The organism is Streptomyces sp. NBC_01707 (assembly GCF_041438805.1).
Lineage (GTDB): Bacteria > Actinomycetota > Actinomycetes > Streptomycetales > Streptomycetaceae > Streptomyces.
Genome location: NZ_CP109190.1, coordinates 3,164,828 through 3,191,791 on the forward strand (window position 1 = coordinate 3,164,828; position 26,964 = coordinate 3,191,791).

At 67.8% G+C, this 26,964-nt stretch carries 33 protein-coding genes; 5 read left to right on the forward strand and 28 right to left on the reverse strand.

Annotation, left to right across the window (positions count from 1 at the left end):
• Positions 1–160 precede the first annotated feature (160 nt).
• Positions 161–1,474 (forward strand): helix-turn-helix domain-containing protein, encoded by a 1,314-nt coding sequence (locus tag OG963_RS14020; RefSeq protein ID WP_371798962.1) that lies wholly within the window; start codon positions 161–163, stop codon positions 1,472–1,474.
• Here OG963_RS14020 and cutA read toward each other — a convergent pair.
• Positions 1,471–1,791, reverse strand: coding sequence for a divalent-cation tolerance protein CutA (cutA, locus tag OG963_RS14025; RefSeq protein ID WP_319327355.1), 321 nt, complete (start codon positions 1,789–1,791; stop codon positions 1,471–1,473). The two genes, OG963_RS14020 and cutA, sit on opposite strands and share 4 nt — an antisense overlap.
• A 76-nt stretch (positions 1,792–1,867) precedes the next feature.
• On the opposite strand from cutA, the gene OG963_RS14030 reads away from it, so the two are divergent.
• On the forward strand, positions 1,868–2,071 hold the full coding sequence (locus OG963_RS14030) for a hypothetical protein (protein ID WP_371798963.1): 204 nt from the start codon (positions 1,868–1,870) through the stop codon (positions 2,069–2,071).
• A gap of 301 nt (positions 2,072–2,372) precedes the next feature.
• Here the strand turns inward: OG963_RS14030 and OG963_RS14035 are convergent, their stop codons facing one another.
• The 15 genes from OG963_RS14035 to OG963_RS14105 all read right to left on the reverse strand — a co-directional run bounded on the left by OG963_RS14035 (position 2,373) and on the right by OG963_RS14105 (position 12,177).
• Positions 2,373–2,780 carry a hypothetical protein gene (locus OG963_RS14035; RefSeq protein WP_371798964.1) on the reverse strand — a complete coding sequence of 136 codons (408 nt, stop codon included), beginning with the start codon at positions 2,778–2,780 and terminating at the stop codon, positions 2,373–2,375.
• Positions 2,781–3,010: 230 nt separating this feature from the next.
• On the reverse strand, positions 3,011–3,262 hold the full coding sequence (locus OG963_RS14040) for a hypothetical protein (RefSeq protein ID WP_319327349.1): 252 nt from the start codon (positions 3,260–3,262) through the stop codon (positions 3,011–3,013).
• The gene (locus OG963_RS14045) at positions 3,259–3,489 is read right to left on the reverse strand and encodes a holin (RefSeq protein WP_319327347.1); all 231 of its coding nucleotides are present in this window, start codon (positions 3,487–3,489) and stop codon (positions 3,259–3,261) included. The genes OG963_RS14040 and OG963_RS14045 overlap by 4 nt, the downstream gene beginning before the upstream one ends.
• 12 nt (positions 3,490–3,501) lie before the next feature.
• The gene (locus OG963_RS14050; protein ID WP_371798965.1) at positions 3,502–4,374 is read right to left on the reverse strand and encodes a peptidoglycan-binding protein; all 873 of its coding nucleotides are present in this window, start codon (positions 4,372–4,374) and stop codon (positions 3,502–3,504) included.
• A complete protein-coding gene (locus tag OG963_RS14055; RefSeq protein ID WP_371798966.1) occupies positions 4,374–4,715 on the reverse strand; it encodes a hypothetical protein in 342 nt (113 codons plus the stop codon). The genes OG963_RS14050 and OG963_RS14055 overlap by 1 nt, the downstream gene beginning before the upstream one ends.
• Before the next feature lie 9 nt (positions 4,716–4,724).
• Positions 4,725–5,942, reverse strand: a complete 1,218-nt coding sequence (locus OG963_RS14060) for a hypothetical protein (protein ID WP_371798967.1) — start codon at positions 5,940–5,942, stop codon at positions 4,725–4,727.
• A 279-nt stretch (positions 5,943–6,221) separates the two neighbouring features.
• A complete protein-coding gene (locus OG963_RS14065) occupies positions 6,222–6,944 on the reverse strand; it encodes a hypothetical protein (protein WP_371798968.1) in 723 nt (240 codons plus the stop codon).
• A gap of 58 nt (positions 6,945–7,002) precedes the next feature.
• The gene (locus OG963_RS14070) at positions 7,003–7,446 is read right to left on the reverse strand and encodes a hypothetical protein (RefSeq protein WP_319327335.1); all 444 of its coding nucleotides are present in this window, start codon (positions 7,444–7,446) and stop codon (positions 7,003–7,005) included.
• A gap of 1 nt (position 7,447) precedes the next feature.
• The gene (locus OG963_RS14075) at positions 7,448–8,452 is read right to left on the reverse strand and encodes a hypothetical protein (RefSeq protein WP_371798969.1); all 1,005 of its coding nucleotides are present in this window, start codon (positions 8,450–8,452) and stop codon (positions 7,448–7,450) included.
• Between the two features lie 159 nt (positions 8,453–8,611).
• Entirely contained in the window at positions 8,612–9,013 is a 402-nt protein-coding gene (locus tag OG963_RS14080) for a hypothetical protein (protein ID WP_371798970.1), read from the reverse strand.
• Between the two features lie 179 nt (positions 9,014–9,192).
• A complete protein-coding gene (locus OG963_RS14085) occupies positions 9,193–9,717 on the reverse strand; it encodes a S1 RNA-binding domain-containing protein (protein WP_371798971.1) in 525 nt (174 codons plus the stop codon).
• 291 nt (positions 9,718–10,008) lie between these two features.
• Positions 10,009–10,335 (reverse strand): hypothetical protein, encoded by a 327-nt coding sequence (locus OG963_RS14090; protein ID WP_371798972.1) that lies wholly within the window; start codon positions 10,333–10,335, stop codon positions 10,009–10,011.
• Positions 10,332–10,745 (reverse strand): hypothetical protein, encoded by a 414-nt coding sequence (locus OG963_RS14095; protein ID WP_371798973.1) that lies wholly within the window; start codon positions 10,743–10,745, stop codon positions 10,332–10,334. The genes OG963_RS14090 and OG963_RS14095 overlap by 4 nt, the downstream gene beginning before the upstream one ends.
• Positions 10,736–11,563: a TniQ family protein gene (locus tag OG963_RS14100; RefSeq protein WP_319327319.1), complete on the reverse strand. Its 828-nt coding sequence runs from the start codon at positions 11,561–11,563 to the stop codon at positions 10,736–10,738. The genes OG963_RS14095 and OG963_RS14100 overlap by 10 nt, the downstream gene beginning before the upstream one ends.
• Positions 11,560–12,177, reverse strand: coding sequence for a TniB family NTP-binding protein (locus OG963_RS14105; protein ID WP_319327315.1), 618 nt, complete (start codon positions 12,175–12,177; stop codon positions 11,560–11,562). Before OG963_RS14105 ends, OG963_RS14100 begins: the two co-directional genes overlap by 4 nt.
• Before the next feature lie 3 nt (positions 12,178–12,180).
• On the opposite strand from OG963_RS14105, the gene OG963_RS14110 reads away from it, so the two are divergent.
• Positions 12,181–12,516, forward strand: a complete 336-nt coding sequence (locus OG963_RS14110) for a hypothetical protein (protein ID WP_319327313.1) — start codon at positions 12,181–12,183, stop codon at positions 12,514–12,516.
• A gap of 69 nt (positions 12,517–12,585) precedes the next feature.
• Complete coding sequence (locus OG963_RS14115; protein ID WP_319327310.1) at positions 12,586–14,097, forward strand: S1 RNA-binding domain-containing protein; 1,512 nt, start codon at positions 12,586–12,588, stop codon at positions 14,095–14,097.
• 80 nt (positions 14,098–14,177) lie between these two features.
• Here OG963_RS14115 and OG963_RS14120 read toward each other — a convergent pair whose 3' ends face one another.
• The 7 genes from OG963_RS14120 to OG963_RS14150 form a co-directional block, all read right to left on the reverse strand.
• Positions 14,178–14,798 (reverse strand): SMI1/KNR4 family protein, encoded by a 621-nt coding sequence (locus OG963_RS14120; RefSeq protein ID WP_371798974.1) that lies wholly within the window; start codon positions 14,796–14,798, stop codon positions 14,178–14,180.
• The gene (locus OG963_RS14125; RefSeq protein ID WP_371798975.1) at positions 14,795–15,445 is read right to left on the reverse strand and encodes a DUF4240 domain-containing protein; all 651 of its coding nucleotides are present in this window, start codon (positions 15,443–15,445) and stop codon (positions 14,795–14,797) included. Before OG963_RS14125 ends, OG963_RS14120 begins: the two co-directional genes overlap by 4 nt.
• A gap of 30 nt (positions 15,446–15,475) precedes the next feature.
• The gene (locus OG963_RS14130) at positions 15,476–15,736 is read right to left on the reverse strand and encodes a LysR family transcriptional regulator (protein WP_371798976.1); all 261 of its coding nucleotides are present in this window, start codon (positions 15,734–15,736) and stop codon (positions 15,476–15,478) included.
• 369 nt (positions 15,737–16,105) lie between these two features.
• Positions 16,106–17,575, reverse strand: coding sequence for a hypothetical protein (locus OG963_RS14135; protein ID WP_371798977.1), 1,470 nt, complete (start codon positions 17,573–17,575; stop codon positions 16,106–16,108).
• 1 nt (position 17,576) lies between these two features.
• Positions 17,577–20,825, reverse strand: a complete 3,249-nt coding sequence (locus OG963_RS14140) for a hypothetical protein (protein ID WP_371798978.1) — start codon at positions 20,823–20,825, stop codon at positions 17,577–17,579.
• A gap of 91 nt (positions 20,826–20,916) precedes the next feature.
• Positions 20,917–21,159: a hypothetical protein gene (locus OG963_RS14145; protein WP_371798979.1), complete on the reverse strand. Its 243-nt coding sequence runs from the start codon at positions 21,157–21,159 to the stop codon at positions 20,917–20,919.
• Between the two features lie 1,028 nt (positions 21,160–22,187).
• Positions 22,188–22,730, reverse strand: a complete 543-nt coding sequence (locus tag OG963_RS14150; protein WP_371798980.1) for a hypothetical protein — start codon at positions 22,728–22,730, stop codon at positions 22,188–22,190.
• A gap of 199 nt (positions 22,731–22,929) precedes the next feature.
• On the opposite strand from OG963_RS14150, the gene OG963_RS14155 reads away from it, so the two are divergent.
• Entirely contained in the window at positions 22,930–23,502 is a 573-nt protein-coding gene (locus OG963_RS14155) for a hypothetical protein (RefSeq protein ID WP_371798981.1), read from the forward strand.
• A 16-nt stretch (positions 23,503–23,518) separates the two neighbouring features.
• On the opposite strand, the gene OG963_RS14160 is transcribed toward OG963_RS14155, so the two are convergent.
• Genes OG963_RS14160 through OG963_RS14180 form a run of 5 tightly spaced genes read right to left on the reverse strand, consistent with a single transcriptional unit; the run spans position 23,519 to position 26,583 of the window.
• On the reverse strand, positions 23,519–23,896 hold the full coding sequence (locus OG963_RS14160) for a hypothetical protein (RefSeq protein ID WP_371798982.1): 378 nt from the start codon (positions 23,894–23,896) through the stop codon (positions 23,519–23,521).
• On the reverse strand, positions 23,893–24,492 hold the full coding sequence (locus OG963_RS14165) for a hypothetical protein (protein WP_371798983.1): 600 nt from the start codon (positions 24,490–24,492) through the stop codon (positions 23,893–23,895). Before OG963_RS14165 ends, OG963_RS14160 begins: the two co-directional genes overlap by 4 nt.
• Positions 24,483–25,289: a hypothetical protein gene (locus OG963_RS14170; RefSeq protein WP_371798984.1), complete on the reverse strand. Its 807-nt coding sequence runs from the start codon at positions 25,287–25,289 to the stop codon at positions 24,483–24,485. The genes OG963_RS14165 and OG963_RS14170 overlap by 10 nt, the downstream gene beginning before the upstream one ends.
• A complete protein-coding gene (locus OG963_RS14175) occupies positions 25,289–25,996 on the reverse strand; it encodes a hypothetical protein (RefSeq protein WP_371798985.1) in 708 nt (235 codons plus the stop codon). Before OG963_RS14175 ends, OG963_RS14170 begins: the two co-directional genes overlap by 1 nt.
• Before the next feature lie 2 nt (positions 25,997–25,998).
• Entirely contained in the window at positions 25,999–26,583 is a 585-nt protein-coding gene (locus tag OG963_RS14180; protein WP_371798986.1) for a hypothetical protein, read from the reverse strand.
• Positions 26,584–26,964: the final 381 nt, after the last annotated feature.

Consider the following 26,964-nt stretch of genomic DNA (forward strand, 5'->3'; position numbering starts at 1 on the left):
CGTCCATGCCCCGGGTCAGCGGACAGCACCGCCCCCGGGGCCTTGGCGTTCAGGGTGGTATTCGTGCGAAACCGCTGCCTCCTGGCGCGGGGTATACCCATGATGGGTACACAGAGTGGACAACCAACCCGCAGACTCAGGCGAGCAGGAAGAGTGCCGCATGATCTACCAGCCACCCACGGCCCTGCCGAGGGATCTCCTCAACGACGAGGACATGCAGCGCGCGCTGACCGGCCATGACTTCGGGAAGGTCTTCCGGCTCGCACGCGAACGGGCTGGGATCAGCTACTCGAAGATCGCCGCCGAGTGCGACATCAAGCCTGACCGGGTCGGGACGCTCGCGCGGGGCCAAGGCCGGATCACGACCTTCGAGAAGATTGTGCAGATCGCGGATGCTCTACGCGTCCCTGGACGCGTGCTCGGCCTTGCTCCCCGCCCGTGGGAGACAGACGCCGCTCCTGCTGGAACATCCAGCACAGAGAACGGACCGTACGTGCGTCGCCGAACCATCCTCCAGGCAGCAACCTCTACCGGCCTCGCTGCCGCCCTTCCGGCTCTTCACCGGCCCGACCCGCCGCGCCGCATCACCGGTGCTTACGTCGACCGGCTCCGCAAACGCACCGCCCGCCTACGGCGTCTCGACGACATCCTTGGCGGTGGCGACACCTACCCCGTGTACCTCGGCGAGGTCCAGTACACGAAGGGCCTCCTGCGCCGAGCCTCCTTCACCGACGCATCACGCCGCCGACTCACCGCGCTCCTCGCCGAGCAAGCCCAGCAAGCAGGATGGGCCGCATTCGACGGTGGCCGCACACGCGACGCCGAATCCCTCTACGAGGAGAGCCGCGACTTCGCGCGCGACGCACAGGACTCCGACCTCTACGGCAACAGCCTGGCCTTCCTCGCCTACAACACCATCGCGGACAACCGGCGCGCGGCCGTTGCGTTCGCTGAGGCCTCCTGCGCCACGATCACCGTCCGGACGCCGTCCTCCGTCCGCGCCCTCCTCTACGAGCGGCTCGCCTGGGCCTGCGCCGTCGACAACCAGCCCGCCGGCACGGAAGACGCCCTGACTGCCGCGCGGGAGGCCCTGGCCGACGCGCAGGACGGCGAGCCTCAACCCGACTGGTCCGTCTGGGTCGACGACACCGAGCTCGACATCATGACCGGCCGCTGCTGGACCGAACTCCGTCGTCCTCTCCGCGCCGTGCCCGTCCTCACCAACGCCCTCAACCTGTACTCCGACGACCACGCACGCGACAAAGCGCTCTACCTCTCCTGGCTAGCCACCGCCTACCTCACGGCCGGCGAGGTCGAGCACGCGGCCGTGACGACCGGTCGCGCGCTCGAACTCTGCACGGGTGTCGCCTCCATCAGGCCCCGGCAGCGCATCGCGTCGCTACTCGACCAGCTACGCCCCCACGCGGATCTCCCCGTGGTCCGGGACCTTCTTCTGGAGCACGCAGTCGGTTAGGGAGCTACAGAGTCAGCGATCCACTTCTTGCACCCCTCGGCTCCCAAGGCGATCGGCACTGCGCACAGCTCCGGGTTCTCCCACGGGTGATGCTCAAGGAGGTGCGCCTCCAGCTCCGGATAGCGGTCCGTCGTCGTCTTGAGGAGGAGCTGCCACTCCTCGCCTGTCCCGTACTCGCCCAGGTGCCAGAACACGCTCGTGACCGGCCCGATGATCTGAGCACCTGCGGCAAGCCGCTGCTGGACTGCCGGACCCGCCAGGTCGATAGCCTGCTGCTTCGTCTCCGTTGCCGTGGATACCTGCACGTATTCAGTCATGCCGCCGAGTGTAGGAACTAGCGAGTCCCGTGTGCCGTGAATCGGTGCCCAGACTCCGCCGGTACGATCCCGCCCCGTGGCAATTGAACTGAGTGACGAACTGATTGAGCTGGAGCGCACGGCCTGGGCCGAGCAGCAGGAGGACGGGCTGACGGTCGAGACCGCGGCCCGCGTGCAGGCGGCGATCACCGCCCACGCTGAGGCGACGGAGCAGAACCGCTACGACGTCGAGCGGGAACTGAAGCGGGTCGTGAGGCACCCCGAGCCTGACACCGACTGACCCGCACGGTGCCTCGCCCGGCGCTGATCGGGCGAGGCGAGTCCGAGTCGCGGCAAGCAGCCAGCTAGCTGGATAAGGACCCCACCAACGTATCCGCAGGGTCCGACAACGCCCTCAGCCCAGCCTGTCAGGGCAGCGGAAGGCCCCCTCGCCGCCGGAGCAGGGCACGGGGCGGAGCGCTCCGCCCGGCGGTCCGACGATCGCTGACACGTGCGGCGCCCCGCGGCCGGGCTGGCCGCGGGGCGCCGCGTTTCAGGGTGCTGGTGGCCGTTCCGACAACGGGGAGCGGTCGCCGGTCGGGTCAGCGACGACCGTGGTGGCCCCACTTGTCGTAGCCATGCTTGTTGTAGCCACGCTTGTTGTAGCCATGCTTGTCGTAGCCCCACTTGTCGAAGCCCCACCTGTCGTAGCCACGCTTGTCGAAGCCCCACTTGCTGTAGCCACGCTTGTCGAAGCCCCACCTGTCGTAGCCACGCTTGTCGAAGCCCCACCTGTCGTAGCCACGCTTGTCGAAGCCCCACCTGTCGTAGCCACCCTGGTCGTGGCCACGCTTGTCGTAGTGGGTCTTGCCCAGGACGACGCCGGAATGCGAGTTCGACCGGCCAGGACCGCGGTCGTTGTCGGCGGCGGCGGCCGGGAGAGCGACAGCGGCCACCAGCGCGCCAGCAGCAATAACGGTAGCGGCGAACCGCCCTGCGGAACGGGACATGAAGACCCCTTCGGATGCGGGCCCGGACCGTGCGGTCCGAGCGTTGTTCGGTCTCGGTCTGTTGCCGCACACTGTGGCCTGATTGCCCGAGTCACGAGAGACGCACCGACACGTGTTACGAAATAAGGACATTTCTGTCACATACGTCGCTATCGGCATACACCACGTGCTTCCGGCACGGAAGGCCCCCTCGCCGCCGCACTCGGGAGGGGCCGGTATCCGGTGGTAGATCAGCGCAAGAGCGCGACGATGCCAGTTGCAGCCCCGGCTACGCCGGTCACTGCGGCGATCGCCGGGAGCGGCCAGCGGCCACGCTCCAGAGCGGCAACGCGATCCTTCAGCTCGCCGATGTCCGACTCGGCGACCTCCGTCCGCTGCAACGCAAGGTCGAGCCGGCCGTTGAGCTCGGCGAACCCGGTTCGGATCTCGCCGCGCATCTCAGCCAGTTCGACAGCGACCCGGTCGCCGCTCGCCGGAGTCACGTGCGGGTCCGGACAGTCTCCGTGACCCCCGGTCCCTCACCGCCCCCGGACGTGGCGAGACCGGTGAGGACCGCCAGGAGCGCAGCGCTCCCGGCGAGCGAGAAACCCTGGCTCCAGTCGACGTCGAGGACACCGACGCTGTCGAGGCCGAGGCCTGCGACGAGCGTCTGCGCGGCCGTACGTACAGCGCGCTCCGCGGTGGCGCGCCAGAAGGCAAGAGTGAGCATTGTTCGGGCCTTTCAGGAGAACAGGATGTGCCAGGTGAGGGGGCCGGGGTAGCCGTCGGCGTCGCCGGCCAGCTGCTTGTTGGAGCGCTGGAAGTCGGCAAGGTTCAGCCGGTCGGCCTCGCCCCACGACTTCGACGGCCCCACCCGGTAGTGCTTGCCGAAGCCGCGGCGGACCAGCTGCTGACCGAGCAGCAGAATCGATCCGTTCGACTGGCCGAGACCGAACGCGCCCCGGCCGGGGAAGGGCGGCCGTGCGGGCGGCTTCTGCGCGGGCGGCTTCGGCTTGGCCGGCCTGGCTCCGAGGCGGCTGTCGATGCCGTCACGCATCTCGCCCATGTCGAAGCCGTGGGGGTCGATCTTGCCGGGCTGCCACTCCTTGTGACCGATCACCGAAGCTGCCTTCCACCCGTGGTGGCGGCAGATCGCGGCGGCGGCCTTCTCGATCGCTTCGAGCTGGCAGTCCGGCCAAGGGTCTTTGCCGTCGCCGAGGTTCTCGCATTCGAAGCCGTAGAAGTGCCTGTTCCCGTCGGTGTTCGCCTCGTTGTCCGACGGCAGGTGCTTCTCCGCGACGACCGCCTGGAGCACGTCGTCATCGCCGAGGCCCGCATGGTTGGTCCGGCCGTAGCCGATCAGGTGAATCCGGCCGTCCTTCGCGATCATGCCGTGGCACAGGGGCCCCGGCAGGTCCGCGTACCCGTTGCGGACGATCCCGACCGTGGCCGCGGTGCCCTTGGTCACGGTGTGATGGATCATCACCCCGTTCACCGGACCCCACGCACCCTTGCTGTTCCGGTTGTGCGTCCGCCAGTTGCCTTCCTCGACAACGGTGAGACCTTCGGCAAGCAGCGCGGCAAGCAGCTCGCTTGCGCTCATCGGGGTCGCCATCAGTGATCCTCCTCCGAGGGCTCGTCGACCTGCGGGGCCTCGTAGCCCGCGAGTCGGGCGGCGGTCGCTTCAGGCAGACCGGCCGCAAGCAGGGCCTCGTAGTCCTCGGTCTGTCGAGCCTGGTCCGCCGCCTTGAGTGCGGCGACGTGAGCGTCGTTGTCCTCCTGCCACTGCTGGAGGCGCTGCTCGTACTCCTCCTCCGTGAGGAGCTGTCCGCCTTCCGGCACCTTGACCTCGTCGCCGGTGGCTTCGATGCGGGCGAGTGCCCCGTTTTCGTACAGGACCCAGTACGTGCGCGGCTCTCCGGCCGGTTGCTCATCGAGCACAGATGCGTCAGCCATGGGGGCTCCTTAGAGGACTACGGGGAGGCTGATGATCAAGCAACGGATGTTGATCTGGATGCGGTTGTAGGTCGCTCCGCCAGACCCGCGGCCGAGGGTGACGTCGAACGGGATGACCTCAGAAGCGCCCGGTCCCAAGGGGACGGCGTTGTGGAACTGCTTCACGGTCTGGGTGTGAATGTCCGTGCTCGTGCTCGACCCGGAGTTGCGGAAGTAGAACATCTCGTCGCTGCCGTTGCCGTACGCGGCACCAGCACCGGCAGGGAGGTTGAAGTCGACGTCCGCCTCGCGGATCACGACGACCAGCGCCTCATGGCACGGGTCGGGGTTCGTGATCGTCGTCTCGAAGTTGGCGCCGGGCTGGTCGAATCCCGCTGGCACCGTGAGGTTGTTGTAGTACCGCTCTTCGAAGAACGAGACGTAGCGGACGATCCCGCCGCGCTGCTCCGACCGCAGCCGACCCGCGCTGTCGGCGTACACAAGGCCAGCGTTGTCGTCGAGGTCGCACGCGTACGGCCACGCGCTGACGGCGGCCTCGACGGGGTCGCCGACAACGCCGGTACCAGTCAGGCCAGGGCCGACCTCGAGCCCGGCAGCAGCCGGGACGACCAGGCCGTCCGGACCGCACTGGAGTTGGTTGCCTGCGACGGGGTCGAGGACCGGGGCCGCAGTGAGCGGGTCACCGGCCGTTCCGTCACCGGTGAGGCTGATGCAGGTTCCGTCGGCGACGACGACTGTGCTCCCCGCAGCCGCGGGTACGAACAGCCCGTCATCGCCGCCGACGACGAGGGTGTTGCCCGCGTCGGTCGACAGGTGCGCGGTGACGACGCCGGTCGCGGGGTCGTAGGCCGCACCCGGGCCGGCTGAGATGCACGGCCGGACGTCGTCACACGTCACCTCGGCGGCGGCCGGTACCAGCAGACCCGTCGGACCGCACTGGAGCTGGTTGCCCGGGTCGGGGTCGAGGACCGGGGCGGCAGTGAGCGGGTCACCGGCCGTACCGTCGCCGGTCAGGGTGATGCAGGTTCCGTCAGCCACCTCGACCGGGGCGGGGACGGCGGCGGGCACCATCAGGCCGGTCGGGCCGCACTGGAGCTGATTCCCGGGGTCCGGGTCGATGACCGGTGTGGCGGTCAACGGGGCGCTGGCGGAACCGTCGCCCGCCAAGGTGATGCAGGTGCTGTCAGCGACCTCGACGGTCGAGGAACCGCCGCCTGCGCTGATCACGTAGGGGGTGTTCGGCTGACCGTTGCCGTCGACGGTTACGCCGGTGCCAGCGATGACCGTGCACGCGCATCTGCTGACGCATCCGCATCGGGACAAGGGGATCATCTCCGCACTCTTCGGAGGTCCGCCCGGCCCACAACCAGCAGCGACGCAAGTCTAGATCAGGGCTGTCCGGACACGTTCACCGTTGTCCGGACAGCTCCTGTCCAGGCGTCCGCACTGTGTCCGGACACCGGCTGGCTGCACGGCCCGGACCTGCACGGACACTGTCCGGACATGTCAGCCGTACAGCTCGATGAACACGAGGCCGTTGCCGCCGTCGGTCCCTGGCTGCGCTGTGCCGTTGATGGATACCGCCCCGCCTGCGCCGCCGCCCCAGCCGCGCGAGGTGCCACCGACGCCGTTCGTCGCGCGACCATAGCCACCGTGGCCGAGATGGGAGGCACCGCCCATCCCCGCCAGGCCCGACGTGCCACTCAGCCGAATAGCGCCCTCACCAGCGCCGCCGCCCATCGCGATCGTGCCGGCCCCTCCGAACGCCCCGGCAACACCGCTCGCAGTGGTGGCGCCGGTGCCCGTCGTCATACCCGCCGAGCCGCCGTCACCACCGGTCGCAGTCACCAGGCCACCGAACGAGGAGCCGCCGCCCGCCACACCCGGGTTGTTGCCGTTCCCTCCTGCACCCCCAGCGCCGACCACAACGGTCTCCACAGCGCCGAGGAGCGACGCTTCGATGAGCGACATGGAATATCCGCCGCCCGCGCCGCCCGGTCGGAAGATGGCCTCGGCCGGGTCGCTGTCTGCACCGGCCGACCCTCCGCCCCCGGCCTGGACGTGAGCCCTGACCCGGGCCAGCCACGGGTAGTCGGACTTCTCGAACTGGAAGGTCCCGGGGCTGCCGAAGGTCACGACCTGACGGGGCCCCATAGTCCCGGGGACCAGGCACAGTTCGCCCTCGTCGTTCACCTCGAAGTACTCGCCGCACGCGCACACCTGGGCCACAGAACCACTCCACACTCACGTAGCGGGCCCGGCCCAAAACCAGCGGCGCCCCAGCAGGTTAGCCCAGGCTGTCGGGGCGTGGCGTAGCCGTCAGGTGGACCGCGATCCCGCCCGCAGGGACCGCCTCCCCTGCCGACCAGAGCCACATCCGTACGGCCACCCGCAACGGGGTCGCCTCCTCGATGACCGTGGTGAGGAGCGCCGGTGTCTCGCCCTGGTCGACCGGGAGCGCTGTGACGACCGGCTGTCCGGGCAGAGGCTCCGCAAGCGCCCACAGGGCGCGGCCGTCCTCACCGGTGACCACGATCGTGACGGCCGGCGGACCACCGGGCGGACCCGTCGGGCCGGTCTTGCCGCGCGGCCCCTCCACCCCTGGCAGGCCCTCGGCGCCACGGCGCCCTTTGCCGTACTGCAGCATCCTCGTACGCCGGTCCAGGTCCCGCAGGACCCCGGTGAGCGGACTCGCCGTTGTCCGCCTCGTCGCCGACCCTCTCAGCGCCATGTCACGCCCCAGCCGGTGTCAGTTGCACGGACACCCGTTCACCGTCGCCGTCCTCGACGACCTTCAGCCCGAGGATCTTGAGCGCTTGCCCGATGTTCCGGCACGTCGAGGTGGTCATCACGTCCACGCACCACCCGGGTACCAGCGAGGCGATGTCGACCGCGGCCTCCGGCGAGAGCGTCGTCTGCTGGGAGTCGACGAATACCGGTGCCGGCGAGGAGGTCCGCAGCCGCGACCGGGCGGCGGCCTCCGCCGACGGGGAGTCCAGGATCGACGTCTCTTCGACGTACCGCTCCAGCAGGCCGTAGTACGAGTGCTTGCCGCCGGCCTCGGCCAGGACGTCGTCCCGGCCCTGGACAATCCATCGCGTCGCGAGGGCGAGACCGTCCTCGACGATGACCAGCCCGTCAGGGAAGTCCGCATCTGTCAGCGATCCAACCCGGCCGCAGAAGTCCTCTGGCATCAGCAGGATGCGGGAGCCCACCGCGGTGTAGTCGAGGCCGGTCGCCGCCAGGTCCCGAAGGTGGTCGCCGGTCTGCCCGATGTTCTGCTCGTACTCCCGATTGCCACGGATTCGGGTTGGGGCGACGACCTGCACACTGTGCCCGGGATCGTCGGGACGAAAGCCGTCCTCGATCAGCCACTCAGCGATGTTCGACAAGTCCCGGCCGATGAACTCCCGCGACTCGTGCGGTACTCGCCGGTCCAGCCAGGCAAGGATGTCGAAGGCGCGGACCCCGACCGTGCCGTCCGCGTTCCACTCCGGGACAACGCACGGTCCTTCCCAGCAGGCCCGACCATTGCGGTAGATGACCAGGTCGTGCCGCCAACTGCGGACTCGGCCCATGGCCTCACAGCAGTCGCCGTCGGGCTGAACAACGATCCTCGCCTCGGACACGTCGTCCAACGTGCGCTGCCATTCCACTTCCAGCAGCACATCAGCGTTCGCAACGACCGCGCCATCCCGGTCGACGATCCTCGCCGTATGCCGGCCGCACCCGAGCATGGAGGCACTCCTCTTTGCGGAGGGGCGCCCGGCCCAGAACCAGCGGCGCCACCAGCCTACGGCGTGCCTCGTTGTAGGATCTCGCGATCCGTGGCGGAGAGCAGCCCTCTGACCAGCGGGTCCCTGAGCCGTCTCAGCTTTCGTCCGCGTTCCTGTGTCTCAGTTTCTTGGCATTTCCTCAGGCCCCACCCGCGCTGACCACTCGGCCTGAGTCGTGGCTCGGTTGATGCGGCTGACGATCTCCTTCTTTGAGGCCGCGTCCAAGGTCTCTGGAAGCCGGTCGAAGGTGTCCGGGAGAACGTCGAGGAGCCCCCAGATCTCTTCGCCGGTGGTGACGGTCAGAAGCAGCTGGCACCGCCACTGTGGCGACACTTCGGGACGGTGTCGCAGCTGGTGCACGATCGTGGGGAAGAGGTAGTGCGTCGCTTCTGCGGCGAGGTGCTTCCGTAGCCAGGGGACGGGGAGCCGCTGGCTGAAGCCGAGCGTGGCGGCCTCTTTTTCGAGGTCGAGAAGCTGGTTGGTGTCGACGGCTCGGACAGTGCGGGGCAGAGCTGAGGCCATGGCGTGATGATGGCAGGAAGACGTGGCGATGCCGAGCGGTGAGCGGAGCCGGGATTCGATCTGCTGGCGGGCGCGGGTCCGGGCTTCTCGAATCGAAACCGGCACCGACTCCTGCCGCCTGTCCCGTGCTCGTGCAACAGGTGGCTTCGACAACGTCCTGACCCGTACGAATGCGAATCTCACGGGCGAAGGGACAGTAGAATCCGACGTTTCACGAGGTTAATGGCGACCACCTCCACCGCGACCTCGTCGCCGACCTGCACGGCGCTTTCCGGGGGATCAGTAGTGCGGCCTGCAAGGTCTGGCCACGGGACCAGCCCCACGCAGTGTTCATTAACTCGGACGAACGCGCCGATCTTCACAAGCTTCTCCACTCGACCTATGACGACACAGCCGAGTTGCGTCCGAGCGAACTCTGGCAGCGGGTCCGCGTGGAGCGCCTTGAGCGACAGCGCGCACCGCTCCCGGTCCAGATCGACATCCGGGACGACGACGGTCACCTCCTGGCCGATCTCCACGATGTCTGACACCGCCTCGACATGAGTCCAGGTCAACTCGGCCACGCTGACCAGGCCGTCCAGACCTCCGATGTCGACGAACGCGCCAAACGGTTCGATCGCTGAAACGACGCCTTTGCAGACCTGGCCCGCCTTCAACCCCTCCAGCGTCGCCCGGCGAACCTGCTCTCTGGACGTCTCCGCCATCCTCACTCCTTCCTGAGCGAATCCAACCGAGTGAAGCCCCTTGTCCCGTCTCATTAGATCTTGCAGGGGCGGCGCCGTTGACCTGCGGGGTGACAGGTTGAATCGCGACTTCCTGGTGGAATGACGAGGCGTCGCGGAAGCCCCGTGGGCGGTGCCTATGGGGTGTCTCATGGATCATGGCGAGGGTGCTGCCGCCTGAGCAGGGCCTTGTCAGGACGGCGAGACGCTTGAGGGCCGGTTTCGCACTGCAGATGGCAGTTTCCTGATCAGGGGCCGCAGCAGTGGATGCGCTCAGGAAGGATGTCGCCGCTGCCGATCCTGAAGCTGCCGACGGGCGGTCGACCAAACGATGTCGAACTCATTGGCTGACAGCCACTGCGGGTCGTGCCCTTCCCACTCAGAGATGGGTGGTTCCGCGGTCAGGCCGTAGACACTCTCGTATTCAGCCAGCCGACCGTCCCTTTGGGCTTCTTGCCACTCGGCCAGCGAGGCAGCGGCAAATGCCTTGCTCCCGGGCTCCTGCAACTCGACTTGCCGGATCACGTACCCATCGGTGTCCAACTCGAAGTAGAAGCAGACGGCTTCCTCGTCCCAGAAGCAGCGAACCCAGCGTGTCACTGGTTCACCGTGTCGAAGGGCTCGTCGTGCCAGCGCCAGCCGGCGGTGCCGTCGTCGTGGATGTGCAGCATGAACTCAGCGACCGGGCTGCCGTCGGGAAACGTCATGGTGAGCGCACTTCGGATCTGGGTGTAGTAGGCGTCTGCCTGCTCCCACTCCTCCTCGTCGACAGCCCGCTCTTGCTCAGCGAAGAGGGGACGGAACTCTTCAAAGCCAGGAAGTGTCTCGACTTCGGTGTGGGTCCAGGGCATGTCGGCACCGGTCACGGTCAGCCGGGCAATCTCCTGGTCGCCGTGGTGGAGCCGCCAGATACTGCCGGTGGTCAGGTTCGGGTTGGTCATATCCCCATGATGGCGATCACCACTGACAAGCGGGGAGTGAGATCGTGGCATCTTTTCGATCATGGGCACGGCCATCTCCCGCAGCGGAAGCTGGTGGGGGCGATGCTGAGGCGCTGTGCCGCTTCGGTGGGCAGTTGGGGGTGGTCTCGCCAGTGTGCCGAGGAGAACAGGCTGGCGAGAACGACGGCTTCGGGGTAGGTGACCAGTTCGATCCGGGCCTCGGAGGGACGGTGGGGATCACCGAACGGATCTTCGCCCAGCACGTCGAGGCGACGCTTCCAGCACTGACGAAGGGACTCACCGCCGCTATCGCTGGTGAACCACCTGTTCAGTCGGTCACGGGCGTCGATGTAGGCCAGCGCGGTGGAGGGATGGGTGCCCCGGCGGACGATCCGGCGGTGCCGGAGATTGGCCCGCAGAACCTCCGGCAGCCGCGTCAGGTCGTGCTGTTCATCGCCGAGGAGCCAGCGGTGATGCCGATGGCAGACGCCTTCATGGTGGGGCGTGCTGCGGACGACGAGACCGCGGATGTGCCGACGGGCCATGCAGAGGCGGCAGGCCGGGCGGCGCCGCGGCTCGACGACCTCCTCGGTGGCGGACAACGGAAGCCGCCGGACCGGGTCGCCGATCAAGCCGAGCGACGGCATCGCGCGGATCAGGGTGGACGGGCTCCGGCCGGTCAGCACAGCGAGCCGGGAGAGGCCATCTGGGGTCCAGTAACCGACTCGGTTGTCGACGCGGCGGTGCTGCCGCGACGGGCCGATCAGGGAGGAAAGGTAGCCGATGGTGAGGTGGTTGGCGTCGGCGAGCCGGTTCAGGTAGGAGCCGATGGTCTCGCGATGGACGGGCGGCAGCGCGAGCGGCAGGGACCGCAGCCCGGTGGTCACGCGATGCGCTTCTCGCCGCGAGTCCGTCGCCGGCGTGCGCGAGGAATGTTCTGCTGTTCCGCGCCCTCGTCCAGGTCGACCCGTTCCAGCGAGGCTTTGGTGATCTTCTCGCTGCCGTCGAGGATGGCGTCCAGGGCGGCCTCGCGGACGAGGTGGGACAGACTGCCGATCATGCCGCCGGTGCGGTCGTGCAGGTAGGCGCTCAGCTTCAGCAAGGTGCCCGGCCGGTGGGCGTGCAGCCGCAAGGACTCCTCCAGCGTCGCCACGAGTGATCGCCAGGAGTCGCGCTGTTCCCCGGTCTTGTGACGGAACGGACTGGTGGGAATGAGGGTGTAGCGGCTGGCGATCTGTCCGCCCCGGCGCCCGGCGAACAACCCCGTTCCCTCGACGTCGACGCCGGCCAGGACGAAGGTCGCCGGGATGCGCTCGGACAGGTACTTGATCTGGTCGGATGCCTCGGCGCCGACCCGCGTACCGATGTCGAGATTGTGCAGCTCGTCGATGAGCACGAGACGGCAGCCGAGGGTGCAGAGCAGGTCACAGACCTTGTTGGTGACCTCGACCTGGCTGAAGCGCGACGGCAGCGGCAGGCCGATGCCGTGTTGGAGGATCACGCCATGCTGATTGCAACTGATGAGGCAGGGCGCGTGGTGAAGAAGCCCTCGAAGCCGGCGATAGGCAGGATGCTGGCCAACCTCCAGCGCGGAAACGCGCATCTGGTCCTGGAGCGCGCGGAGGATGCCCTGGAGGGCAGCTGGTATGTCCAGGTGCTGCTTCGTGACGACAACACGTACCAACTCGAATTCCGGGACGGCGTGGCGGCCGAGCACTATCAAACACGGACGATCTCCCAGGAGAAGGTCCTGACCGCCCTGCTCGGCTGGGCTGCCGGCAAGGCGGACTGGAGGGGCGAGTTCATGTGGAACAACATCGGCTCGGAATTCGAGATCTGAGTGCTTGGCCACTCAGTGCGTAGTGGCATTTCCTCGGGCCGCGTCTGACCCGTACGGGAAGATGGGGGCGTGCTGCCCTACGTCTATCGCGTCACCAAGTACGACCCTGCCGACCGTGATGAACACGGCCACTACACCGGCGCCGAGGAAACGGTCAGCGACCACGGCCCGGTCGAGGATGCCTACCTTCAAGCGATCGAGGCGTTCGCCTCGGACACCGGCATCGACCACCTGGCCGTGCGCGAGCCGCAGGTTCCGTCTCTCGTGCACTTCGGTATCGAGCGGCCGTTGGACGGCTTCGGGCTGAACGAGCTCTTCCCGACCGGCTTGCCCGGCTTCTACGACGGAGCGGAGGTGTCGCTCGACATCTGTCTGGAGCTGGTACGGGGCATGTTGCGCGACGGTGGTGCGTGGTGCCGGCTGGAGGCGGAGGCCACATTCGCGGTACACGTGGGGTGGGACCAGTACCTCTACATCGGCAGCATCCGCCCCTGCGAGGATGCCCAGGCCCGGACCCGCGCGCTCGGACTGTTTCCGGAGCGCATCACTGCATCCCCGTACGACGCGGAGGCCGACGGGGAACACGTCCAGCGGCCGGGTGACGACGAATTCTGGACCGCTCTGCACTGGGCAGTCTCCGCATGTCGCGCCGGAATCCTGGAAGAGACGTACATCGAAGGCGCCTCACGCTGGCACCGCCTCACCCGCGACAACATCGACGTGATTCGCGCCGGAATCGCTCCCCGCGCCCGGTTGGCCGTGTGGCCGGATCTGTCCTCCGACATCGATGCGGTCCTCGGCGCGCTCCCGCCTGAGGGCCTCGTCGAGTGTGTCTGGCAGGGCAAGGACGGCCGGATCCACAGTGCTCTCGCTGACGAGAGCGAATTCGCAGAGATGGCCGCCCAAGTCGCCGAGGCTGACGCTGCATCGCTACTGCCCGTGTATGCCGATGACCGCGTCCCTGTGTTCACTGCTGTCATGCCTGACAGCGACGGAGTGGTACGGGCCCGCTGGCAGAACGAGCCGACGCCGAGCGACCGGAACTGGGCCTTCCTCAAGACCCTTCACCGAGGTGAGATCGTCGCCGGCCGGGTGACCCGGATCGCTGATTTCTGGGTCACTTTTGTGGACATCGGCGGCTTCGAGGCAATAATCAATATCCCCGAGCTGTCATGGCGCCCCTTCAACCACCCCTCCGACGTCGTTGCCGTCGGCCAGGAGATCAGCGCCGAAATTCTCGACGTCGACCCGATCCGCGAACGGGTGTCACTGTCACTCAAGGCCCTGCACGAAGACCCGATGCCACTGCTCGCCGGGCAGATCGGCCAGACCATCATCGGCCGCGTCACCAAGCTCGTACCGTTCGGCGTGTTCGTACGCATCGAAGAGAAGGAGAACGGCTTCGAGGGGCTGGTGCACAACACCGAACTGGGAGACGGGCACCCGGACCATCCGCAGTTGGCCGTCCACGTCGGCGACGCACTCCCCGTGAAGATCCTGGACATCGACCCGACCCAGCGCCGCATCACCCTCTCGCACCGGCAAGCGATCTCCGCCGGCCAGGACGAACCCGGCGCCTGATACGCACATACCCCGGAGCCCGACCTCACAGAGCGTCGTCATCCCCTGATTCTCACGTTCCTGGCCCACCGCAGGTGCACTCAGTCCAGGTCTTCGAGGTCCTGAGACCACCACCCTCGATCAGCCTGCCAGTCCTGGAGCCAGGACACGAAGTCGACTTCCGGTTCTGCTTCCTCTCCCGCATCGGCATAAGGGGCCGCGCATCCGTCCCCCAGCCACCAGACCCGGCCGCGTTGAGGTCCAGTCACGATGAGTATCCAGAACTCACGGCCGCGGTTGCTGCCTAGGAGGATCGATCCGTGTTGATAGATGCCATGGAGTATGGGCGAGTGCTGGTCGTGGTCGTAGTAGTCGTACTCCCACTGCCATTCCTCCTTGAGGGGGAATGGCACCGCGGGCTTCCGCAGCGCCGTGCCATCGAATGGTTCGGGGCTCAGCCAGCACTCGGCTTCCCAGCGCTGCCAGCTCTCGGGGAGATGTCCCAATGGGAGCAGCCCATGTGGGGAGGAGGGGCCTTCCCGGGTCCCGTTGGAGATTTCCGCGACGAACGTGCGGTATGGCTGAGGCAGTTCAAGAACATGTTCGGCTTCCCATGCCCGAACACCGGTCCAGCCAAGGGGAGGGCGGCGAAGGTCGTGAGGAATGGCGCCGCTGAGGGCGGACATCGCAATGCGGAGTCGCTGCTTGGCGAGGTCTGTCATGGAGTGTCACGGAGGTAGAGGGCAGCGAGCTGCGGGAGTCGACGTCGCATCTCACCGGGGTCACCGAAGTCGAAGTCTTCGCCCATGTCTTCGGAGTCTTGTTCGGAACTGTCCCGTGAGGCTCTGTACTCGTCCCATGCCTCGTAGAAGTCCTCTCCATCGCCGGTGATGCGCTTGAACGCGTCGCTGGCGGCGTAGTTGACCTCCTCGTAGAAGAGAGCCTCGTCACGGTGCACCTCTGCGGCGGCGATCACTACCGGGTGCTCAGCAAGACTGTCTGGGCAAGCCGCTGCCTTCTCGTACCAGTCGCGGCCCAGCGCGATCAGGCCGGCGCGGAAGTCCATGAAGCTGTCGTCCGAGCAGCCGCCGCCGATGAGGTAGGCGGCGGCCCACACGTCCCATCGGTACACCGCGTCATGCACCTCGTCGAAGCGTTCCTGGTAGCGGAGGATGCCGTCCTTGGTGCGGGCGGCCAACTCATCAACCAGGGCTTCGGCGAAAGGCCTGTCTGGCCCGCCGGCCGAACGGGCGGCCTCGATGATGGTCCAGAACTCAGAGGTGTCCATGGCTGGGCACTCTGCCAGTTGGGTCTGACAACGGCTCCTGTTGGGGTGGACGGCCTCCACCGTGATCACGGTGGAGGCCAAGGCGACCCTGCATTCGGAGTCCCATCGGAGTCACGGTGCGGATAGCCAACCCGTTGTGGCCCTGACGACCCGCTTGCCGAGTGGCGTGAGTTTCATGGGGCGGCCTCGTTCGGCTCGTTCGAGCAGTGGGCCGCCCAGTTCGCGGGCCAGACGGTTAATCTGAGTGACGAGAGTGGGCCCGTTGACGCCCATGTCCCGGGCTTCCGCGCCGAGGGTGGGGTAGGCGGAGGCCTTCACGAACCGCCGGAGTCGCTCTTCGGCGGCGAGGCCGTTGAGTGCGGGTCTCAGCAAGCGGGGAGCCTGTCTGGCCTTCTCCCGGATGCGGAGGCTCTCGTCATGGCTTGCGCCGCCGCGAGGACGTAATGGCACACCCCCAGCCACACATCAACTTTCTGTGCAGCCAAGGTCCCAGCTCAGCGAACGCGGGCGGGATGGATCACTGTTCTCGTCACCCGAATAGGTGACACTCCGACCTGCGAGTCTCACGGCGGCGGCATAAATGCCGCCTCCGTGCAGTTCTCGCTGAGATTATGCAGCGAGTTTTGAGACCCTACACCCCTGAACTGTGAATCTCACAGCCGTGGCATTTCAGCCATCCTTCTGCCAACAGCCGTGAAATTCTGCCAAGAAAGCTGAGACCCTACACTCGTCGCCGCCGGTTCAGAACTCCCGGCCGGACAGCGCCACTGTGACCGTGGCGTCGTCGGCAGGCATGAAGATGGCGTCTGCGGTCACCTCGACACAGAAGCGGGTGCCCTTCAGGAGCGGGAAGTCCAGCGGCCCGCCGTCGCGGCCGTACGCGTCGGGCGACGGCTCACAACTGCCTGCGCACTCGACCGTGTCCCGGCCGACCTGCCCGTCCAGGACCATCGTCCCGCCCACCGGCACGTAGGCGACGTTGAAGACGCTGTGCGGGTTGCACCGCTCCATCGCAACGACTTCCTCGCACGTGAGCCCGTCATGCTCCGGCCGCCGCTCGAAGAACGAGACCGTGAACCGCCGCAGGTCCCCGCTCCCGGCGTTCACCGTGATGATCGGCGCAGCGCCGAACCACACCGGGGAGGTACTGAGATCCAGCTCGTAGACCTCGCTGTTGACCGCGATCGCGTTGCAGAAGCACGTCTCTGGAGGAGGCGCGACCGACGGTGCCGGCGTGCGGCACGTCGGGTCACTGCACAGGGCCCCCAGGTCGGGGCAGGCCGCCAGGCGGCACGGCTCACCACAGGGCAGATTCAGCGTCTCGCGGTCAGGCCACACCACATCGCCACAGGCCGCGTCGGTCAGCTCGACGGACACGGCGCCGGGCGGGCAGGTATCGCCCAGTTCGAGGCACACCGGGTTCACCGGCTCGTCGGCACTGCGGTGCACACACCACGTGATGCACTCCGTCCCGTCATCTGTCGGCACCGACACGTCGAGCACCGGCACAGGGTCGGTCCAAAGCCACGGCGTACCGGCCGAGAGGACGAACTCCACGGTGAGGATGTCCGCCCCCGACGAGCAGCCGCCCCTGCCCGAACAGCCGTTGCCGTTTCGGGCGACGACCCGTGGCCCTTCGACGAGCGCGACACGGCGCAACGTGCGCCGGTGCCTAGCCGCAAACTGGGCCGGGTCCTCGGCTTCCGCGGGGCAGCAGTTGTAGAGGACCAGTTCGTCACCACCGCACGCGCCACCCGTGCACCCCGTCCCCGACCCAGACCGGGTGGACGGCCCCCCGTCGAGGGCCTGCGCCAGCCAGCGGAAGCCGTAGTTCGCCCCGCAGCAGGTCACGCCGAGGACGAGGGCCGTGACCGTGATGGTGCGCGGCAGCACCCGCGCCGCACCGAACGCGGCGCTCCCCGTCGCGGACCGCGTCACGGTGCGCTGCATAGGGTGCTCGTCCAGGCCATCGACGGTCAGCACGAGGAGGCCGGCGAACTCGGCGGACTCCGGGACGTTCGGGTCGTACCAGGGGGCACCGTCGCCCTCCGGGCTGGTGTACGGGGCATCGCCGACGAGGTCCGCAGTGAACGTCTCGCAGGCACAGGCGCCGACAGAGTCCAGCGGGCTGCCCACCGATTCCAGATACGCGGCCAACCGCGCACTGTTAGCGATCTCCGTGCCCCCGAGGGTCAGGTAGTGCTCCAGCACGTCAGATCACCGCCGACAGGACCATGCGGTTGACCACCCTGTTTGCCGTCATGTGTGCGTCGCCAACCTCGTTGATGGTGAAGTGATTCGTGACCGACGTCGTACGCGGGCTGCTTGCCGCACGGTCTGCGGAGGGCTTGCCGGCCCCGAGCAGGTCCAGGAGCCCGGACTGCTCCGCCAGCTGCCGGGCCCGCTGCGGACGGGTGAGCGGGATGATCACCTCGGGTCCGGCTTCGCCGACGAGGGCCGGAGTCGGGCCCGTGACGATGCCGCCGTTCGCGAACGGCAGGAGGCTGCGGACGGACGACGGGAGTCCTCCCTTGATCTTCCCGACGATCTGCGCGCCGATATTGCCGAGCGAGGCAACGATCCGTCCCGGCAGGCTGGAGAACAGGCCGACGATGGAGGAGATCAATCCGGCTACGGCTCGTGTCGCGGCCCCTCTCGCGCTGCTGAACACCCCGACGATGCGTGCTCCCAGCCCCGCCAGGACGGAGCCGATGCGGCCGGGAAGTCCGGCGAAGAACGTCACGACGGACGCGCCCATATTCCGCGCCGTTGCCAGGGCGCTGGTCCCGGCCGACCGGAACGCCCCCGTGATCAGGCCGGGCAGAGCTGCCAAGGCCGCCCCAATCCTGCCGGGGAGCGCCGCGAAGAACGCCACGGCCTGGCTGACGAACCCCGCGACCGCGGTCGTCGTGGCGGTGAACGCGTTCTGGAACGCCGTCAGGATCGAGGCGCCCAGGGACACCAGAGCGGATCCGATCTTGCCGGGCAGCTCGGTGAAGATGAAGATGACCCCGGCGATCGCGGTGAGGATCGCGATGGCCACCCCGGCGACGGCCGACGTGAACAGGTTGATCAGCAGTCCGGGGAGCGCTACGAGCGCGGCCATGATCATGCCGGGTAGGCCGGTGAAGAACCCGATCACCGCGCTGATGCCGGTGGAGACACCCGTCGTGATGCTCGTCCACAGGTTCGTGAAGAACGTCGCGAGGGTGGACCCGAGGGACGACAGCGCGGCAAGGATCTGGCCCGGCAGGTTGGTGATGAACGTGATTGTCGAGGCAAGCCCGCTGATCAGGCCGGCGAGCACGGTCACAACGCCCTGGATGATCGGGACGACGCCCTGGATGATCGTCCACGACGCGAACCCCACACCGACCTGAAGGATCGAGCCGATCAGCTGGATCGCGAGGGCGTTCAGCGGGGCGAGCGCCTCAGCGAGCTGGGCAAGCGGCGGCAGGATCGGGATGAGCGCCTGCACGACAGCGTCGAACGCCGCGACGATCGGTGGGAGGACCGGGAGCAGCCCGTCGACCAGGGCAGTGAGCACGGGCACGACCGCAGCCGCTACCCGCACCAGGACGTCCCCCAGCGTCGACAGCACCGGCGCCAGGCTCGCGACGAGTTGCGCGACCGCCTGGCCGACGCCCGCGTACAAGGGCTGCATGGCAGTCACCAGCATCGTGAACGCCTGGGCGACCCGTGGAAGGACCGGCATCAAGGCACCGACGAGCGCCTGGATGATCGGCGCGAACAGTGCCACCAGGTTCTGCAGGACCGGGGCGAGCATCTGCGCGATGACGGCGACGAGCTCGCCGACGAGCGGCAGGAGCGGGGCAAGCGCAGTGACCACGGCGCCGATCGCGGCTCCGAGGGGGCCAAGTGACGGGCCGATGGCGGCGAATGCCTGGGCGAGTGCGGTAGCGACACCTTGCAGCGCCGGGGCGATCGCTGCGAGCGCCGGGCCGAGCGAATTGATCAACCCGGTGAGTGCCGGTCCCAGGGCGGTGAACACGGGGGCGAGAGCGGGCGCAATCGCACCGATCTGTGTGACCAGCGCCGCCAGGATCGGGCCTAGCTGCGCCGCGATCGTGCCGACCGTCCGGAAGATGTTCCCGATGGCCTCCTGACCCTTGGCGCTGCTCGCGAACGCAGCGAACGACCCGGTGATCTTCTGGATGTTCGCCAGCAACCCGGCACCCGACACGTTGGCCGCGTTGAAGACGCTCGAGATGATCGACCCGACGTTCTGGAGGATGCCGCCGAGCTGAGCGAAGACCGTGAGCGCCTGGTCGACCCAGCGCACCGCGTCACCACCCGAGGCGATCCTCTGGAGGAACTCTCCGAACCGCTCGCCAACGTTCGAGATCCCCGACGCCAGCTCGGCACCGAACCGGTCGGAGATGACGGCCGCGACCTGAAGAAAGCCAGCCGTGAGCTTGTTCGTGGTGGTGGCGAGGCCGCCGACCGCCGCCTCCGCGCCACCGAGGATGCTCTTGACATTCGAGACGCCCTTCGCGCTCTGGAGGTAGCCAGTAACCCCGCGCGCGGCACGCCCCCACTGCGCGGCGATGTTCGTCAACCCCTGGCGCAGCGGCCCGCTCAGCGCCTTCCCGACCGCGGTGAGCTGCCCCTCGAACTGGGAGAAGAACGCATCCTGGACGCTATTCCGCAGCGCCTCGAACGCGGGCTTCATCGCCCGGACTTCCCTCGCCGCAGCACGCGCCGCCGGGGAGAGGTCTTCCAGCGACTTGGTGAACTCCTCGCCGGTACCGGTCAGCGCCGCCCCGAACGCCTCACTGACGCCCGTGAGCGCCAGGCGCAGCGCGCCAAGAGCCGCCTGGAACCCGAGGATCACCGCCGGAAACGCGGCGATGATCCCGGCCGCCGGAGCGAGAGCAGCACCGAGCACGAGAACGCCCTGTGCAGCCCCGGCCGCGGCAATGCCGATAGCGCCGAACTTCAACAGACCCGTCAGCGCCGACCCGACCCTGCCCGCGATCCCCGCGAGACCGGACAGGGCCCGACTGAACCGGTCGCTGTCGACGTCCGTGTTGACGTTGACCGTGACGTCAGGAGGGCTGTGCGCCCGGATACGGGCATCGAAATCGTCGAGATCCGGAACGACGCGGATCGAGACCTCTTCACCCGCGAGCAACGCGCGGATGCGCTCGAGGAACCCGGTCAGATCCGGAGTCACCGGGATAGCGACGGAATCCAGAGAGCGAAGCCCGGCGATCGACGCATCGAACCGGGAGAGGTCCGCCACGACCTCAACCGAAACAGCAGCGTTGTTCAGGCCCCGCTGAATATTGCGGCGGAGCAGATCGCCGGTGTTGCGGGTCGCACGCAGCAGCGCCCGCTCAATCCTCAGCCCGAGATCACGGGCATCACTGACGGCGTCCGCAGAGTCGAGGACGATCGTGATGCGAGCTGAGCCGTAGTCCTCGTCCTCACCGGCCATCGGGCAACCTCACGCAAGTGCGTAGATCGCCCGGCCCAGAACCAGCAGCGCCCCCAGACTAGCCGCTAGGGCAGCCTGGGGGCCGTGCCTCCTACGCCGTGAGCTGCTGGTCGACGAGCGCCAGGACCTGGTGCAACACCCGTGCCGGGAAGTACTCCCTACCCCGCATGGGCACTTCGCCGGCCTCGCGCAAGGCGGACAAGATCAGCCGCTCAAGATCCGGCGCGGTGGTGTCCGGTAGGCCCGTGTGAAGCCGTACGACCCGGCGCAGTCCGCTCCGCGCATGGTCCTGGAGGCGGGGGCGCGGGTCGCCAGACGTGATGCCGAACTTCACAATGGACTCCTCGCCGTCCAGGACGACGTAGAAGGCATCCCAGGCCTTCCCCGAGCACCGCCGACACACCCCACGCCCTTGTTGAACGTGAGTGGGCCTTGTGCGGCACTCATGGCCCACGGCGCAGACGATCCGGTGAGGCGTATTCCCGCCGAGCCACGACGCCTCAACGAGGGTCGCTCCAGCCTCTGCGAGGCATGCCTTGAACTTGGCTTCTGCGATCTTCGCGTCGTGCCCCACGCATACGCGGCAAACGCCCTGCCCTCTCAGGACACTTCTGGGCCACGGCGCAGATTCGTGACCGTCGGCGCAGACGATGCGATGCGGCTTCTCAGTGCCCAGCCACATTGGCTCAAGAAGGGTGGCGCCGAGTTCCGCCAGCCGGGCACCGAACTTCGCTTCTGCATCCGAAGCCTTGGGCACAGAGCGACGTTTGACGCCGCACAGGCGGCAGACGCCCTGACCGCTCCGGATAGACGACGGGTAGGGCGCGCCCTCGTGTCCCTTCGCACACCTCACGCGATGAGGCTTGAGCGCACCGAGCCACTCCGGCTCAAGCAGCGTTGCGCCCGCCTCGGCCACGCTGTCGCGGAACGCCGCCTCGGCACGTAAGGAAGCTGCGGTTCTCACCTTGGGCAGTTGGGCAGGGGGTGCCGTAATCTCGGCCACTGGCCGTCTCCTTCTCACACAAGGGGTTCGGTCGAGGCCACCGGTGTTCGTGCACTGGTGGCCTCACCTATAAAGACGCCTGAAACGCCCCATATGGTTCCCCACTTGGGTGTGAAATCGCAGGTCAGCGCCCGTTTATGGCCCTCCGCCAAGCCTGGCGTCTTCGGCCGCGAGCTGCGCGGCAAGCGACTGCGCCCGGGCCATGTCGAGACCCGCACCGGGCGGACGAACCTGCCTCCCCGCCGGAGTGCGGCGCCGGCCGCCGGGCGGCGCGTACAGCTTGGCCCGGTTCCGCTGCCTCTCGGCGTCATCCTCGGCCGCCGCGTCCATAGCCGCCTCAGCCGCGTTGAGCATCCGCTTCAGCGGCCACGTGTGCGGGTCGATCCCATGGAGGGCGAGACTCCCGTCCCACGCCTCCCAGGCGGCGGCGATGCTGCTGCAGAGCCGCCAGACGACGTAGGAGGGCGCTGGCCATTGCCACCGCCGAACAGCTCGACAACCCACTCCAGCAGCTCGACCAGGACACGGTCCGGCAAGCGCAGCCCGTCAACGACCCGAGCGTTCGCGATCTCCGCCGCGTACGCCTCGGCCTCAGCCCCATCCGCGAACGACTCCACTGGTTTCCCGTCCACGACGACATCGAGGCGAGTGAACAGCTCGGCGGACTCCGGCAGCATGAGGCGAGCGAGGAAGTCGCGCAGCGCACGGGACACGTTGCGAAGCTGGGCGGGGTCGACGCCAGACAGGTCGTCGAGGCTCACGCCGCTCGACTTCTGGGCATCAATGAGCGACTGGTACGCATCCATAAAGTCATCGCCCATGACCTCAGGTTGGAACAGCAGCTCGACGCCGCCGACATCGGCGACGTGGGGGTCAGTGTTCAGCGCGAACGTCTTCTTCACGGGTGTGCCCTTGTCTCCCGCGCGGTCGCCCGGCCCAAAACCAGCGGCGTACGGGGAAGGGTAGAGCAGCGCCGTCTAACGGTGCCCGCACCAGGCACGTCGGCAACTTCACGAATCCTCGGCCACAACCGCACCGGACCCGGTATCCATAGACGCGCAGCAACCCGATCCGCATTCAGGGGGACGAATGGCCTGGGCCATGAGCCAGGACTATGCAGCGATCATCATGGGCGTGAACGGTGCTGTCCTGTTGGTAGCGACGATCCAGTACGGAACGCTGTCCCGGAAAGCCCTGCAAGCGAGTGCCGCTCGTGACGCCGCACACGAGGCTCGTTGGGAGCATCTCCTCGAAACCAGACGAGGCGGTGCGGACCCCCCAGTCGACGAATTGCTCGGACTGTACCGGTTTCGACCCGGTCGGAGCATTGTCTATGGCCTTGCATCATTCGTCTACATGTCCGTGTGCCTGTCCATCCTGGTCACGACGAAGCGCGTCTTGCAGTGGTCTGGATCGGCCAAGCCCGAGCCTGATCCCGAACTAGCCAAACGTGCCTTCACGGTTGCGGTTGTCGCCGTCGGTCTGCTCATCGTGGAGGCCCTCGCCGCCTCAGTGGTGTCCTTCTTCAGCCAAGCCCATGCGCACCGAATGAGCTATGCGATGAGTGGCACCGACCAAGAACGCCGGGAACTGCACGCTTTGATCGCTGAGGCCAGGCGGCCCCCGTCAACCCCGCCACCTGACCCAGGCCCTGACCCGGATCCAGCCCCGTAACTCTGACCAGCCCGGCTCAGCGGCCCTGCCGAAGTGCTCTGGCCATGAACGGATTCGGCTTCGTGCCTGGATGCCGGACGTACGCGGCGAACACCTCGCGGCCGCCGATCTCGAACCGCAGCACCTTCTTCCGGCGCGGCCGGATGATGTGCGGCCGCGTGCCGTCGAGGACGAACCTCACTTTGGGGTGATCGCACACGATCACGCCCTGGAGCCCCTTGGGCCCGTCGGTGACCTTCCAGGTGATGTAGTTGCCCATGGAGCCCGGCGCCTCGCGTTCGGCGATGCGGGCGACCCTCTGTGTCCTCTCGGCCAGCTTCCGCGCCGTACGGCCGCCGCGCAGCCTCAGCAGGCGGGAGATCTTGCCGGTGTCGATCCGCACCTCGACGCTCACGGTGACTCCTCGTCGTCGGGGCACTGCCCGCAGCCCGGCAACGCCACGGTGACGCGCTGCTCCAGGCCGACGCAGCCGCCTTCCGGCCCAACGGTCCGCTGGACGCCCATCACGAACCGTCGGCCGCGCGGCCGCTGCTCGGTTCCGGGCAGGCAGCACAGCAGTGCGTTGAAGACCGTCGTCATGTCGACGTGGAGAACCTGCGCCGCCACCGACAGCTCGTCGCAGGTGGGCGGACAGCCGGTCTCGGTGAACGTGGGGGCACACCGCAGCAGCGTGACGACCAGCTCCAGGCCGGTGACCGTCGGCGGCGCACAGCCACGCACTCCCTGCACGACGCGAGCCTCGGCGGGAAAGTCCGCATCCGTGGACGGGAAGATCCGCGCCACCGACACGGTGAGTTGACCACCCGTGGACTCCGCGCCGCACGGGTCGTCACAGGAGTCCCAGGCCACGGCACCTGGCACCACGCACGCTCGGCAGGAAGGGCAACCGGGCTGCCCGTCCACCTGGGCCGCGGTGCGGTCGAGGGCGACGCACACACAGCCGAGGACAGCCTCCGTCAGCTCATGGATCGCCAGGGGGCTCAGGGCCATGTCGTCACTCGCGGGCGCTTGTAGTCGGGCGAGTAGGCGCGGGACGGGCTGGTCATCCGGTAGGGGTTCACCATCGCCAACCACATGTCAGCCATGGGCAGCCCGGTCCGGCCCTCGCTGTAGAGCAGCGTGGGGTCGGGCATCTCCATCTCGACGCCTTGGCGCACCATGCGCGTCAGGTTCCGGTTCGCCTTGCAGCCGCAGGAGCCGCCCGGGGAGCAGCCCTTGAGAAGGTGGCACGTCAGGTCGGACACGGCGGCGATCGCCGCGTCGTCGAGCGGCAGGCCCCACCGGTACGTCACCGCGAACGTCCCTGGCTCGCTGGTCGGCGCAGCCATGTCTTGGCAGTCCATCCAGCACTCGCCGTCGGTACGCACCAACTTGCCGGGTGCGTCGACCCGGTAGGCCTCCGGGACCAGGGCCTCGCCGTCAACGAGTACTTCGACGACGTCGTACAGCGGACCAGGCAAATAGACCTCGCACAGCTCGCCGCATGAGCAGTCCGACTTGCAGCCGCACGCCGAGGCGTTCCGCCACGCCCCATCCGTGCCGATGTACGGGATCCACGGGCCGGTGCCTGTGCCGGCCTGGAAGCTGAAGAAGTCGTCGTCGGTGCACGAGCGCCTGCATGGCCTCACAGTGACCGGACACGGGCCCCAGCGTCTTCCGGACAGTCCCCAAAGGATCTGTGAGGCAACGCGTGTCCACCGGTCCACCTCTTCCTGCTCCATCCCCTCGGGGATGTCGCAGCACAGGCTTGTCGGCCAGGCGTCGCACACGCCTGTCTGGAGCGGCATCAGCGCCTCCTCGTCTCGTAGCGGCTCGGCTCGGGGAAGGCACGGCGGATGAACTGGCCGATGTGCCCGTGCGCGAATGAGTCGGGCATCGTCGACAGGAACGGGCTGTCCCGCCCGTAGCCGCGCGGTGCCCGGTGGAGGATCTTCACGTCCCGGATCTCCGCGCCGCCGAGCTGCGCAAGGTTGCCGTACAGGGATCGCTTGTGGACGACGTCCAAGTGGCGTCCCACCTCAAGCACGTTGAGCATGCCGGCCCGATCGACAGGAAGCGGGACGTGCAACTCGTAGGACAGCGGCTCGAGGTGCCCCAGGCTCTCCAGGAGCTCTCTGGTCTCCCGCATACCGCGCAGGTACTTCCCCGAGGCGCGGGCGGCGTAGTACGCCTCCACCCTCCGCACAGGCCCGCGGTGGAAGACCGGCATCTCCTCCACGGGGTGCATGGCGAAGAAGTCGTCGTTGCACAGCAAAAAGCGCTCGGAGACGTCGGGGTGCTCACACGCCGCACGCACCGCCACGGTGGTGTTCTGGTACTTCGTGCCCGCTTGCCGGGTCGGGATGTGCCCGACACCGGCCGCCCATTGCAGCCGGTGCCCCACAAGCCACACCCGGCCGTGCGGAAGGTGGGCCGCCCACGAGCGCAGCGCGTAGCGCAGTTGCTCGTTGACGGCCCCTTCCCTCACCGGTACCACGATGTCGGGTGCACCCATGGTCAGGACGCCAGGCAGAGGCCGCCGGTGACCGGGGTGTAGTCGCACACGGGCTCCGGCGGAGCGACGGTCGTGATGAACGTCCTGCGGTGACAGGTCGCGCCGAGCGGGGTGAGGAGCGGCCCGGCGGTGCCAGCCGCGTCGAGCGGCATGACGTCGTACGGGCCGGTGCCCCACCCGCCGCCCGCACGGGTCGCACCGGTCAGCGTGAGCGACGCGGCTTCGCTGCCGACCTCCAGGTCCCCGAGCATCCCGTTGGTGACCCACGGGAGGAGGAAGTAGATCCACGCGCCCTCGCCCGCGCCGGTGGCCTCACACGCCTCCGCACCGAGGACCTCAGCCCACAGCTCCAAAGCGAACCCGGAGTTGCACTGAATCGAGCAGTCGTCGTAGCCGATCGGCTTCCCGTCGAACCCGTAGACCACCGGGTTGCCCGTGGTGATCTCAATGAACTCGGGGCTGACGCTGAAGAAGTTGAGCTCGGTGTCGAAGCCCTTGAAGCTGGGGCACCCGCGCTTGAAACCACAGATCTTTCCGTTGGCCGCTTTGTATTCCACGTCCTCGCCGTCCTCGACATTCGGGTTCATTGCGAGGGACGCAAAGCAGTCGAACACGAATCCGTTGTCTTCGCCGCAGACCGGGCGGCCACAGCCGTCAACCCGGGTAACGCGGATCGTGTCCGCATTCGCGATCAGGGGACAGGACATCTTGGGGCCTCCAACAGACTTGCGTTGGTCAGGCCCGGCCCACAACCAGCAGCGCTACCGCCCAGCATAGCCAGGTGATAGCGCCGCTGGCTGGGCGCTCAACCGGGTCCTGCACTCGTCTGGGTCCAGGTCTTTCCGCGTACAACGCAGCTGATCGTGGAAGGGCTGACGCCGAACTCGGCGGCGAGAGCGCGACCGCCGTTGATGGGGTCTCGCGGCTTGTAGCGTCGGTGCACTTCGCGGACTTCGCCTTCGGTTACG